This window comes from Duganella sp. sic0402 (genome assembly GCF_019219065.1).
In the GTDB taxonomy this organism is placed as follows: domain Bacteria; phylum Pseudomonadota; class Gammaproteobacteria; order Burkholderiales; family Burkholderiaceae_D; genus Rugamonas.
The window spans coordinates 1-13,845 of record NZ_JAHUWK010000011.1; the positions used below are offsets into that span (position 1 = coordinate 1).

General features: G+C 54.6%; 6 protein-coding genes. 5 read left to right on the forward strand and 1 reads right to left on the reverse strand.

Annotated features, from left to right (window positions below):
* Window positions 1–181 precede the first annotated feature (181 nt).
* Window positions 182–319: an SEC-C metal-binding domain-containing protein gene (locus KW842_RS22030; protein WP_218306280.1), complete on the forward strand. Its 138-nt coding sequence runs from the start codon at window positions 182–184 to the stop codon at window positions 317–319.
* Window positions 320–1,257: 938 nt separating this feature from the next.
* Here the strand turns inward: KW842_RS22030 and KW842_RS22035 are convergent.
* Window positions 1,258–1,755, reverse strand: a complete 498-nt coding sequence (locus KW842_RS22035) for a hypothetical protein (RefSeq protein WP_218306281.1) — start codon at window positions 1,753–1,755, stop codon at window positions 1,258–1,260.
* A 312-nt stretch (window positions 1,756–2,067) separates the two neighbouring features.
* Between KW842_RS22035 and KW842_RS22040 the strand changes: the two genes are divergently transcribed.
* The 4 genes from KW842_RS22040 (at window position 2,068) to KW842_RS22055 (ending at window position 13,692) form a co-directional block, all read left to right on the forward strand.
* Entirely contained in the window at window positions 2,068–4,377 is a 2,310-nt protein-coding gene (locus tag KW842_RS22040) for an AAA family ATPase (RefSeq protein ID WP_218306282.1), read from the forward strand.
* On the forward strand, window positions 4,374–6,323 hold the full coding sequence (locus KW842_RS22045) for a UvrD-helicase domain-containing protein (protein ID WP_218306283.1): 1,950 nt from the start codon (window positions 4,374–4,376) through the stop codon (window positions 6,321–6,323). The genes KW842_RS22040 and KW842_RS22045 overlap by 4 nt, the downstream gene beginning before the upstream one ends.
* Before the next feature lie 273 nt (window positions 6,324–6,596).
* On the forward strand, window positions 6,597–11,312 hold the full coding sequence (locus KW842_RS22050) for a hypothetical protein (RefSeq protein WP_218306284.1): 4,716 nt from the start codon (window positions 6,597–6,599) through the stop codon (window positions 11,310–11,312).
* A 259-nt stretch (window positions 11,313–11,571) separates the two neighbouring features.
* Window positions 11,572–13,692 (forward strand): TonB-dependent siderophore receptor, encoded by a 2,121-nt coding sequence (locus tag KW842_RS22055; RefSeq protein WP_229223846.1) that lies wholly within the window; start codon window positions 11,572–11,574, stop codon window positions 13,690–13,692.
* Window positions 13,693–13,845 lie beyond the last annotated feature (153 nt).

Below are 13,845 nucleotides of genomic sequence, written 5' to 3' on the forward strand. Positions count from 1 at the left end.
GACATCAGCCACTATCTGATGCACCGGTATAACTGGATACGGCCACATCAGTTCAATGAAGGATTGGCGCCGGCCGTCACCGAAGAAAAACTTAACGTAGTGTCCGGGATGGGTTGACCACTACACTATTCCCACGGAAAGGACTAAGGAGAATGAACATGTTTTCGAAGATGCTGCACGCATGTCCTCCCCAGAGCGTGTCGTGAAGCTTGAGCCTCCCAAACTATTAGCTCGACAGGTAGGGATTAAGAAGCCTGGCCGAAACGATCCCTGCCCCTGTGGCAGTGGAACCAAATACAAGAGATGCCACGGGCAATAGCTGAAAGCTTCTTCCAGTTTATAAAGCGCGAGCGCATCAAGCGCATGATTTATGCAACCAGAGAGGATGCTAGGGGGCTGCTGTTTACCGTTTGGCTCACCGCTTCGATGAACGCAACCGCGTCGTTCGCATCGCTCTTGTTGATCTTTACGAATTGCTCGACTTCAACAGCTGCGCGTTTGTCAGACTGCGTGGCAAAAATCGCTATTCCAGCTCACCGGATAGATTAATTATGGGGCCTCGAATGCGCCCGTTAGGAATTCCTAAGGTTGTGAATTCCCGATCTGGGTAACTCGACCTGAACCATTCTAACAGCTGCTCATCGCTGAAAGAATATCGTTGGTCATAGATGAACTCGTCCTTCCGTTCGATCCATAGCGGGGACGATGCTTGAAGTGTGGGGTCGAAAAATATGAGAGCGCCCGGCGTTTCCTGCATTAGCCAAGCGTGAACTACCGAGCCATAACCAGGCGGAGTTACAAATCCCAACACGTATTGCAGTTTCCGAGAGCGGCGAAGGCCCAAGACGGCAATTATGCAGTTCTCAAAACACTTTCCTGGCTGCGTCGCATTAGCATCTCTCAGGCTCTGCATCAAATCTTCTGGTGCGCAGCGGATAACACCGGTCATATAGTCCCCTTACTTCTCGGCTGGCCTTCGCTTGTGCCGTCGTCGTGCGCAACGTCTACGCAACCCTCAACAAAGCGATCCAGGTGTGCCAGCACGAGTGCGGCAAGATACGTAGCGGCCAGCTGACGTTGTTCAGCTTGCCGCCTCTTCTCACGCTGATTCGTCAAGTATCCGCCAAACCAGACACCTACGAGGCCTGTGCAGGCTGATATTAGGGATTGCACCACGCCCCATGCTTCTTTGTCCACTTACCCCTCCCGCACCCTATTCGTCAACGCTCATTCTCTGCGACAAGGTTGCCTACTTGCCTACTCAAACAGTCCATTTTGTTCTTTTGAGGCTGAATATCCAAGCTCAGCAAGCATCGAGTCCAATGATAATTTGCTGCGCAGTGATTTACCGCGGGTAAGCGTCCGCCCCTTTATACTTTTTACCGGGACATCTGTGAGCTTACTCACTTGCTCACGATCAAGCATCGAACCGGTAACCCAATAATAGTTTCGGGCAGCGAACGACCAAAACGATTGTTCGAAAACCGTTGGCTCAAATCGATACACTTGACCCGATGGACATGCCACGATTGCCAAGATGCGGTCCTCGTCAATCTCGGCAACACAAACAAGGCTACTTTGACTGCTTTCTTCTTCGATGATATCGATATTGTTAGCAAGCGGAAGCCCCGCCGCACGTAGTGCAACCATAAGCGCAGCCGGGTTGTCGACTAAAACTCGGGAATGCCAAGTGGCTTGGCCCTCATCAGCTGATGGTTTAGGACTCGTCCCTATACTCTCGTCATTAGATGACATCTACTTTCCTCTCAATTAACGATACTGTGTAGGCTTGTAAGCCTGCCAAATAGATTCGCGTTCAGTCGTTCCCGTAAGTCCCGATGGAAGATTAGATGCACGCACGTCTCCACACCGCCCTCTTCTTCATAGTCATTCCCGATAGGACGATATCGACGCACTGACGACGGTATCCACTCTCGCAGTCCCACTAAATTTACATGAATGATGGAAATTTTACTATCAAAAGTGATAACATATTCCAATAAACTCTGGGCGTCTCGACGCAACTGCTACGCGGACGCACACTAACTTAATTGAAAGGTGCCGCTAGTGGCTGACCAAGTTCCTCCAAACCCTATCCCTGGCGGTGTTACCCTTCGATTCTTGGAGCTATGCCAATTCCGACGTCTCGGCAAGGTCCAGCTGGAGGTTGATAAAAAAACGACCATTTTGGTCGGCGCCAACAATAGTGGTAAAACCTCCATACTCGCGGCACTACGCCACTTTCTCGCTGACGGTTCACCTTTTGGTGCATTTGACATCAGCTTATCCAAATGGCCTACCCTACGTGCTCTCGGAAAGAAGTGGGAGTTGCTGACAGAAGACCCTCTGACGGTTACCGGAAGCGATGAAAATTGGAAGCAACAGCTTCACGAGCTCCTGTCGACAATGCCGACGCTAGATCTTTGGTTTAACGCGGAATCCGGAATGTACCATTACGTCGCGCCGTTCTTGTCCAAATTCACCTGGGATGGCGGCGCCGTCGGAATCCGGCTACGTCTGGAGCCAGCATCGACCATTGAAGACCTCAAGCAGCTTGCCTGGAAATATCGAACCGCACGAGAGCCCATCAAGGGGATGGAAGCAGACTCGCTCGCTTGGCCGATTGATCTCTTGGACTTTTGGCTACGCGAGCCGGCCAAACTTGGGCAAGTCCGTGCTTATAAACTTAATACTGAAAACAACCCAGTTACGGCATTTAGCACGTACTCGACCCAGGCTCTGGCTGAGAATGCAGTTCCGATTGAAAAAAAATATCTCACTAACATTATCCGCGTCGATTTTGTTGCTGCCCAACGCGGGTTGGGTAGCGAGGAGGCTGAATCAAGATCAGCCAGCGGCCCTCATCGAGTTGGTCTGTTTTCCAACCAATTGCTCAAATTCGCACGTCAGCACTTGAATGTCGCCAGTACGGGCCATGGCCATCGAGCCGATCTTATAAAAGCTGTAGCAGAAGCGCAAAGAGACCTAGACAAGAAGATCCACGAAGCTCTCGCAGATTCCGTTGAACAGGTTAAAGAGCTTGGTTATCCCGGCCTCCATGACCCACAGGAAATTCGATTCCGAACACGGATACAAACAGCTGACTTGCTTGATCATGGAACCGCAGTTCAGTACAGCATGCAGAAGGAATCCCTCGAAGAACTCCTGCCTGAGCATTCCATAGGCCTTGGATATCAAAACCTCCAATCACTGAGTTACCAGTTAGTCTCATTTAGAGCAGCTCGACTCAATCCAGAAAAAGGATCACCAGCTCCTGTTCATCTGGTTATGATTGAAGAGCCTGAGGCTCATCTACATGTTCAGGTGCAGCGTATTTTCCCGGATAAAGCGCACAAACTCATTAGCCCTACCGAGGCTGATGCTTCAGCTCTCCAAAGCCAGCTTCTCATTAGCACCCACTCCAGCCATCTCGCGCACGCAGAGGACTTTGACCGTCTGCGTTATGTCAGGCGTGTCGCGAAAAATGCACAGAGCGCAATGCCCAGTACTGAGATTGTCAATCTTGGGCAGGTTTTTGGAGATGACAAACAAACGCGCCAGTTTGCTGAGCGATACTTCCGCGTCCAGCATACTGACTTACTCTTCGCCAATGCAGCCATCTTCGTTGAAGGCGTCGCTGAGCGCATGCTCGTCCCGCTATTTATAGAGCGCGATTTCAAGGAGCTCAATAGCCGGTATGTGTCTTTTCTCGATATAGGTGGGAGCCATGCGCACCGACTCAGGCCACTTGTGGAGAAACTACGCATCCCGACTGTGATCATCACCGATATTGATCCTTGCGAGGAACAAGAAGGCAAACCTAAGAAGAACGGTGATCCAACTAAAAAGCTAGTTGCAGTCGCTAACACTGGCCAACTCAATCTTCAATGCGGGAATCCGACACTACGCGGCTGGCATCCGAAGTTACAGAAACTTGACGACTTTAAAAATCCCACAGATGCCGAGTTAGTTTGGAGCGAAACTGCAGAATGCTCGGTGCGTTTCGCTTGGCAGTTACCGGTTACTGAAGCTGGAGAGAAATGGCCTAGCTCTTTTGAAGACTCACTTGTCCTGACAAACGTAGCCTGGTTCAAGGGACTCATGGACGAAAAGGTCGATGCGCAAGGCATCGAAATAGACCCGCCGACGGGTGCGCTTGGTTCTGTTGCAAGGGCTGTGGCTGACGCAAATGGTATCGCTGAAGTAGTCACCGCCCTACACGCGGTAATGCATAGCTCTCTCAACAAAGGCGAGTTTGCCGCAAGCATGTTCGAAAAGCTCTCAGCCAACGAACTCGTAGCCTGTCCGAAATACATTTCAGATGCCTTGACTTGGCTACAGAAAGAACTGGATCCCGGCAAAGAGGGGACAGCATGAGCACCGTCCCAGTTCACTCGGGTAACGAGCGCGACGCTGGCGTTGTCGAAGAGATTTGCGGTTACCTCACAGAATCTCCACCGCGCAGCTACTTTCTTTTCGCTGGTGCTGGCTCTGGTAAAACGCGTACGTTAGTTGAGGTACTTCGTCGCATGACAGGCGTTGTTCAGCACGAGAAAGGCGGAGAGCTGGCCCGACGTATGCGGATATATGGACGTTCGATACGTGTGGTGACATACACAAAAAACGCTGTCGCGGTTATCAATGGACGCCTTGGAGACAATCATCTGGTCTGCGTGTCTACTATACATGCGTTCTGTTGGGAGCTTATCAGTGGATTCAACGATGACATCCGAGATGCCCTAATCTCCGTCAAGCAAGCTCAGCTTGAAAAAGAAACTGCCGAAGCATTAGCCAAGCCCAGGGGAATCACTCCCGCGAAACAAAGGGACCTGGATGAAATAAGAGATGACATCGCAGCGTTCGCGCAGACGGAGGTGTTCCTTTATCATCCTGATCGCGATACATATGGCGCCGGCGCACTTGCCCATAAACACGTGTTGGATGCCACTGCCTGGCTTCTGACTCACAGGGCTACGTTACGGGCCATATTAAAAGATCTTTACCCGATCATTCTTATCGACGAATCGCAAGACACAATGAAGGGAATGCTAGATGCACTAATGGGTTTGGCTGAACCGCGAGGAAGTGGCCTCACACTTGGATTGCTTGGCGATCATCGACAACGGATCTACACAGACGGACACGCAGATCTTCCAAGTCGTGTGCCTGGGAACTGGGCGACGCCCGAACTGCAAATGAACCACCGCAGTCAACTTCGGATCGTCAAGCTTATTAACCGGATATGGGAAGCGAAGCTTGAAGGTCGAACCCAGCCTGCGAATGGCGTCGAACAACATGCAAGAACAGAAAAGACTGGCGGAGTTGTTCGGATATTCGTCGGTGATACAAATCGCACAGTCGAGAAAAAAGTCACCGGCGAACAATGGTGCGCGGATCAGATGAGACAAGCAACGGGGGCGGTCGAATGGGAGACTGACATGTATCAATTACTCGCCCTTGAGCATAAGCTTGTAGCCACAAGGGGGGAATTCCTCGACGCATACAGTGCCATGGCCCTTATCGATCCCAATTCGGCAGCGCCCAGTGGGAGCGGTGAAAACAAAGGACCTAGTGCAGTACAGATGCTATTGAATGAGCTCGCCCAGTTGGAGGCCTGCATTAATGCAGAAGGCGTCTTGGACCAATTTTGTGCCACTGAAGTGTTTCGCCGTTTTGGTCGCCTCGATAGCTTGTCTGAAAGCGAGGGCAACCGAGAAAATCGCGCCGCCGAAATGCTAACTGCTATCAATGCGTTCGCTGCTGCCAGTATTGATCCGGAGGCGACTGTGGAACAGGTTCTAACTCCTGCGTTGAGCGCAAACTTGTTCGACGCACATCCTCGCCTTTCAGAAGCATTCTCAGATAAATCTGCACCACCGCCACCGCCAGGCCGGGGTGAAGAGGAGTCCAAAACGGACCGCATGCGGCGCGGCTGGTGTGCACTGTTCGCGGCCCCTTGGAGTCAGCTCCAGAAGTATCGTACCTATCTGGCAGGAGATTCTTCCATGGCCACTCACCAAGTGGTCAAAGGCTCGGAGTTTTCTCACGTCATGGTGGTGATGGACGATAAGCTAGCCGGCGGCCATCAGATCTCCTACGATAAGATCTTTGGCGGTGCCGAGCTTAGCAAGTCAGATCGCGACAATATGGACAAAGGAAAAGAAACAAGCATCGACCGGACTTTAAGGCTTTTGTATGTTACTTGCAGCAGGGCTCAGGAGTCGCTTGCCTTGGTGCTCTGGTCTTCGGATCCAGCAGCAGCCTTGGAAAGGATCAAGAACAGTGAGTGGTTTTCGGAAGGTGAGTTCGTGGCAATTGAGTAAGTGCCTCAACTGCTTGTTCACGGAATTGCCCTGCTCTGACTGGCCTTCTCTCCAATGAGTGGGGGGACGCTGCCAAGCGTAGTTACATGGGGCATAGACTCAAACTATGGTGAAAAGATCGTTTATTTTTAATCTGGGTAACCGGGGATTACCGTGTGGAGCTCTAACGTTTTGCGTGACCATATTACCTGCATGCTTTTGCGATAAGTAGTACTCAATGCTGGCTCTGATGCGCAGACAAAAAAATTGCTGTAGTCATAGGGAGAAGACAAGATGGTAACAGGTAGCGTGAGTTCGGGGAAAACGACGCTTCTAAGTAAACTCCGGACGGAGCTTGAGAACGTCGACGATGGAGATGTGGAGTATCTTGCGGCGAACTTGCTAAGCAAGCTTCTTGATGATATCGGCGTCTACGTCGCCAAGACAGGATCTCAGTTTGGTGGTGATGCTGGCACCACAGGGTTGAGACGTCGCGAAATCCGAGTGGAGTCTAAGCGCTACAAGCAGAGCACTCGACTGTCTCCACGAATGCTTGCTGGTGAAATCGTTGAGGCAAGCCATGCGAACCCTCATCTAGAAGTTTGGATTCTGGTTGCTACCAAGGCTGTCAGCGAGACCGAACGCAGACTTGCTCGCGATGAAGCGGATAGACGCGGATTCCCGATGATCGTCATCGACTGGACGGCACCTGCCACTGGTGCTGGCATCAACGCCTTGGCAGCTCTGTGTGCGCAGTGGCCAGACGTCGTTGAGACCCACGTTAATAAGGCGGCTGCTGATGCCGCCAGAGGACTGGCGGCTCACGTTGGTTCAGCTGTCGACGACCTGCGCACCAACCTCGAGATGTGGAACATCGGTTTCGAGAATCTACGCAAGAAAACTGTGGCGTACCTGCAGTGTGTGTGGGCAAATAGCGCTCAGGCAAAGGCCACCCTGAACCAAGATGCTGCCGGAGGTAAAGCAGGCGTCCACCTCCTCAAGCGCAAGGACATCCTGCTAGAGCTTTCGAACTGGTGGCTAGCCCCCTCGGACATTAGGTCGCCGGTAGCCGTGACTGGGCTGGAGGGGATGGGCAAGACTTGGGTTGCGCTCGACTGGGTCAATCAGAACCTAGTCACGCTGCCAATTGTGCTGCCTTTCCCAGCCAGCGCGTTTGTCAGCAACCAGGACTTCTCCGACACAGGTGTTCGGGATCTGATTGCTTGCAGTCTTCGGCGCATTACCAACTCGCACCAGAGTCTTGAATACTGGCGGTTGAGGGTCGATAGGATGCTGGAGCGCCCGGTGACGGACGGTGCCTCATTCCTGCTCTTGGTTGACGGACTCAATCAGCAACCCTTTACTCCTTGGCTGGCGCTCGCGCAAACTCTTCAAGGGGACTCGCTTGCTGGCAAGGTGAGGCTGCTGTGCACCTCAAGAAGACACTACTTCGAAGAGAACATGCGCCAGTTCAGGGAGCTTGTCGCACGTCCTGCACAGGTGCGTGTTGGCGGATATTCACCAAGCGAGCTCGAGGAGCTGCTTCGCTTGCACGGCGTCAGCAGTTCTGATCTACCGCCTGGTCTGCTAAGCTTGGCCTCCACGCCCAGGCTTTTTCCATTGGTCATGCGCCTCAAAGACAAAGACGCAATGCGCTCAGATGCGTCCGTCCTACGGCTGCTGTTCGAGTACGGAAAGGATGTTCATCAAATCCGGCAGCAAGGGGCTCTTACTGACGGAGATTGGGTTCAATGGCTCGCCGGCAGGGCGAACGAGTACAGAGAACTCCTGCTGATGACGAAGGCGAGTCAGTTCACCACCAGCATCGCGGACGTCGCGAAGAGCCTGAACATTGCTAGTGTGTCCCGAGAAGATGTCGCTAGGCGGCTTAGCGACGTCGTTGACGGCCGGCTTTTCGAAAGAGAATCATCTATCACTGGGAATCAAAAGCTCGTTCTGAAGGAGGAACCTACGGTTCTAGGGCTGGGGATCGCGTTGTTGGACAGTATCTCAGGGGCTGCAGACACCTTTGAAGGTGTGCAGACCAAGGTTCTTGAGTGGCTAGAGCCTGTTGCGGCCATCGACCTAGCGGCGGATGTCTTGAAAGCGGCGCTCGCAATCCTATCAGCGACCGCGACGCCTGATGCAAGTTCTATCACAGATGTGCTGCTTGTGCTTTGGATGAACGGGCAGAACCCAATGGTCGATTTCGAGAAAGACGCATTCGCGTTCGGAGAGGCCTTCCCACGCTCAATGTTAACGGTAATCGAGCGGTCGGCGCTAAGCTCCCAGTCATCCGCATTCCACTACGCCACCCAGAGTCTGCGCCGACTTCCACGCTCAAGGACGAACGACTGGGAGATTATCCGTAGCCGCATGCTGGTCTGGGCTAGCTGGGTCACTCTGCCGAACAAAGATAAGCTGGGCGACCCGAACCACTATGCCCAGCGACACCACGGCCACCTGCTTGAGCGAATCAGCATCGCTGAGCCCTCGATGTGTGTTGTTCACGGCGAGGCGCTGAAGCTCGACTACTCGCATCCTGGGGATCCTGCCGTAGCTATCGCTGGAATCTTAGAGGGCCATGATTTAAGTGCCTTCATGCCGGTAATTCGCCGGGCGGCGGTACGCGAGGCTGTCAGGGTTGACTACAACGATCGAAGCTGGGAAGGTATACGGTGGGTTCTGCTGGCCGCCTGCCAGAACGCATCAAACGCACGTGATGAGGTCGCTCAGATGGCTGAGACACTGCTTATCAGTACGCCTGAGCAGGGTGTGCACCCGCGGCTACGCAATCGAGCAGCAGCCTACTTATTGCGATTGACCGGGGTGCAGAAGTACGAGGAACGAGCTGCAGAGGTGAACGAGACGTTCGGCCAAGTGTGGAACTATCAGAGGGACTACTTGGACAAGCCCGGCCGGTCGTTTTTTCATCTAGAGTTAAGACACGTCGGCGCTGTGCTCGATGACACAGAGTTTAATACCTGGCAGAAGCTGGACCGACTATCGCGCTTTTTGGCTCTACCGGACTTTAAGCTCCCAGATGAACTCCTTCAGGCCGTCATCAAAGGGCTGCATCTCCAGACGTTCGCTAGGATCAATGCGTCCGGACAAAAAACGGTCGAAGCGTACAACTTGGAGCGGCTGGTGAGTCTCGGGGCACGCTTTGCGCCAGCCCAACTAGCGGACATGGCGCATCGATGGTTAAACACACTGGCCGACAGAAGAGAGGACCAGAAGTACTGGGCAGCACTTGCCGCATCCGAGCTTCTCTTGGTAGCGGACGAGAAGTCCGTTGCCAAGTTTGCACTGTTCCGAACCGCCAGTTCGGCTGGCGAGCGCAATAAGCTGGCGAACACAAGGAGCTTGCAGTTAGAGCTGTTGCACAAGGGCCTGGGAGAGCAGTTACAATTGCTGCTAGAGGCCGACGACTACCACTTCATCAACGACCTAGTCGACATGGTGCGGCTCGCCGACGCAAACGGGCTGCGTTCGTTTCTTCAAAAAGCCGGGCCGGAAGCTCGTGACAAGACGGCCTACATTATCATGCAAGTGATGGCGCATCAGGGCACGAAGAGCGCTGACGAACTTGCACAGAAGCTATTGCCCTATCTTAGGAGTGAGAAGCAGGAGGTGCGGGGTATCGCTTTCATCGCTCTTGGTCTATGTGCCCCCGAAGTTACTGGGCGAGAACTGCTTGCAATTAACTGGAAGGCGGATGCAGCTGACCCGTGGGCAGCTCACTACGGCAGCAAGGCGTTGGCTGCGGCCAGCAAGCATCTCGACCTCGCTGACGTGCTGCCCCTCATCGCGCCCTGGCTGTGGCTGGAGGCAGCTGTGAGCCGGGGTTCAGTTCAAGCTGAACTTGAATTCGTGACTCACCGGCTGGTAGCCGTCCTGGGCTCCCCTTTACAATCAGATGAGGAGGTGGAGGGCATACTATCGGTCCGCATGCCTAACCCATCGGAAATGGCTCACGTCCAGGTCAGAGAGCCCGAAGGAGTAACGGGAGACTTGAGGGCGGCCCTCAAACAAGCGATGCGAGACCCTGAAGAGGTGAGCAAGCGCATACGGCAGCTTGCTCAGGACGCGGCGGCGACTATCGAAAGGATGCGTCGTCAGGGACACAGCCTGTACCTGCACACTTTCGAGTTCGAGGCCGTGGAGGTTGCCTACAAAGCAGCTCCGGCTGCTTGGGAGCCGCTCCTACAGGGGGCCGATGCTCAATCGAAGGAGTTCCAACGACGGGTTCAGCTTGCGGAGGGATTGTACTTGTGCCTTTGCGATGTGCTGTTCATACACGCCCCGGCGGAAGGACTGCGGCTTTGGCGTGCCCTATTCCAAAGTTTGAGGGTACGCTTTAATGGACCAGCCAATATTCAAGAGCTGATCCATATTGCCTTTCGGGCGCCTGATTCTAAAGAGGTTCTAGCTGCACGTGCCGACTTGGCGACCATTCAACACTGCAATACTGACCAAGACATTTTGGAGATGGTCATTGCGACGCAGATGCACGGCCGTCAAGCATGGCTCGATGCGCTGATTGCGGAAGACGAAGCTTCAGACCTGCTTTGGAGGAAAAAGCGAGCTATCGTCTTCAAGGGCTTCAACACATTCCCGACAGTGGACAAGTTGCAGTGGCCTGAGGGTTTGCCTGTGGGCTCAGCAGAAACTCTCGCGCGCAGTGTGCTCGAGTGGACCAACAAGGGAGCCCTGGCGAAACACTGGTGGGACAGGTTTCTCGGCGCTACTGATTCGGACAGTGCCTACGCGGCATGGCACGTATTCCTCGGCCTTGCCGACCGACGTGCGTTGGTGTGGCGCCGATCATGCTCCCTGACGACAACCGAGTTGGACCGCTTGCGCGAGATACATCTGAGGTCCAACGAGGATCTGTACCTTAAGACATTGAAAAAGCCAGAAGAAGGAACGGCGAAGTTAGGCGAGAAATTCCTTGGGCTGGACAAACCTGTCAAGTGGCTGATGTTGGACGGGGCGCTATCGAGGTGAACGTTCTAAGCGGCGGTCAGTTAGTCTAGCCAAGTGATTTGACATTCATTTTTCGACTTTATTTGTCGGGTCATGCGCGTAAGTTGAAGCACGGCCCGGCTTTTTTTCGACTTTAGCACCTTTTGGGATACTGGATTTTCAGTGCTACGCCCTTGAGGCTATTTTCGACTTTATTTACGCGGATTACTTATATAATAATGAGAACAATAATCATTCTCACGTGAGTTGCTGATTCACTAACAATATAGGAAGCCCGCCCATGTCGTACTCCCCGTTTCAACCGCGCCGCCTGCTACTGGCGGCATTGCTGGCCGAACTGACCGTCGGCGTCGTCGCTCCAGCGCTGGCGCAGACCGGCGCCGCCGCATCCGCCGATACCGACACCGCCGTATTGCCCCAGGTGGTCGTCACCGGCCAGGGGGAAACGGCGACCAGCGCAGTCGCCGGTTATCTGGCCAAGCGTAGCGCTACCGCCACCAAGACCGATACCAAGCTGTCGGAGACGCCGCAGGCGGTCACGGTGGTCACGCGCGACCAGATCATCGACCAGGGCGCAGGCAACCTGCAAGACGCGCTCAACTACGCGGCCGGCGTGCGTTCGGATGCATACGGCATCGACTCACGCAGCGATGGCATGCTGGTGCGCGGCGTCTCGCCCGACGAATACCTGGACGGCGTGCGCAAGTCGATGAGCTACTACACCAGTACCGCCCGCACCGATCCGTACACCCTTGAGCGCATCGAGGTACTGCGCGGCGCAGCTGCCATGCTGTATGGCCAGGGCGGCACCGGCGGTGTGGTCAACATGGTCAGCAAGCGTCCGCAGGCCGAGGCGCAGAACGAAATCGGTGTGCAGTATGGCAGCTACCAGCGCAAGCAGGTGCAGGCCGACTTCACCGGCCCGCTGACTGCGGACGGCAAGTGGCTGTACCGTCTGGTAGCGGTCAAGCGCGACGCCAATACCCAGGTCGACTATGTGCAGGACGACCACGCGCTGGTAGCGCCGTCGCTGACGTGGAAACCCAACGCCGACACCACGCTGACGCTGCAAGCCCTGTGGCAGGACGACAAAACCAGCTCGACCTCGCAGTTCTTCCCATGGTCGGGCGTGTTGACCAACAACCCAAATGGCAAAATCCCGGCCAGCCGCTTTATCGGCGAGCCTGGCTTCGACCGCTACAACACCAAACGCAAAACCATAGGCTGGACGTTTGAGACAGCCTTGAACAGCGACTGGAAATTGCGTCAAAACACGCGCTATTCGTACAACAAGAACGACTACCGCTCGATTTACGCCGACTCGTTCTCGCTGCCGGGCGGTTATAACGCCGACCCGGTCAACCAGCGCGTTGTAGACCGCTACGCCTCCGCGTCGCTGGCGCAGACCAAGGTGTTCGGTATCGACCAGACGCTGGAAGGCAATTTCGTCACTGGCACGCTGAAGCACAAAATCCTGCTTGGCGTGGACTATCTGCATTACAAGCAGACCGGCTCGGCGGGTTATCCTGCGGCGACCCCGATTGACGTCTACAACCCGGTCTATACCGGCTTCACGTTCAATGATCTGTCACTGCTGGCGGCCAATACCCAGAAGCAGACCGGCCTCTACGTGCAGGATCAGATCAGCCTGACGTCGAAACTGCTGCTGACAGTCGGTCTGCGCCACGATAAGGCACGCAACGAAACCGAAGGTGCGGACACCCAGAAGTCGAGCGCCACTACCAAGCGCGCAGGGCTGATGTATCTGTCCGACAGCGGCGTGTCGCCGTATGTCAGCTACAGTGAATCGTTCACGCCGGTGGCCAACAGCGCCCAGGGCCAGGTATTCAAGCCGCTGCGCGGCGAGCAATGGGAGGCGGGCGTCAAGTACGAGCCGGTCGGCAGCAGCTTGTCCCTGAACGCCGCTGCGTATCACTGGAAAGAGAAGAATCAGCTGTTCGCGGTCACGCCGGTGCTGTCGGTGCAGTTGGGTAAGACCGAAGCCCGAGGTGTGGAACTGGAAGCACGCGGTCAGGTCGTCAAAGGACTGGAGCTGATTGCCCAGTACAACTACATCGATCTCGACAAGCAGCTGAACGGCGTGCCGTCGCAACAAACCTCGCTGTGGACGAAGTACAACTTTGCCGCAGCCGGCGTGACCGGGCTGTCGGTCGGTGGCGGCGTGCGCCACATGAATTCCTTCCGTGACGGCAGCGCACCAACCACGCCGGACGTGACCCTGGTGGACGCCTTGTTCGCGTGGGACAGCCCGAGCTGGCGTGTGGCGCTCAATATCAACAACCTGAGCAACAAGACTTATGTCGCTACCTGTCTGGGCCGGGGTGACTGCTGGTTTGGCGCAAAGCGCAATGCGGTCTTGTCGGCCACCTACCGCTGGTAAGCATGGCTGCGGCGCCTGATGGACTCACTGGGGCTATCAGGCGCCATCAACCGCAAGGTATAGCGCGAATTCAGATGCAAATGATTCTCATTTGATATATCATGCTTTGCCAGCCAGAAATCCCTACAACCACAATGAAGGAGGTATCCAGCC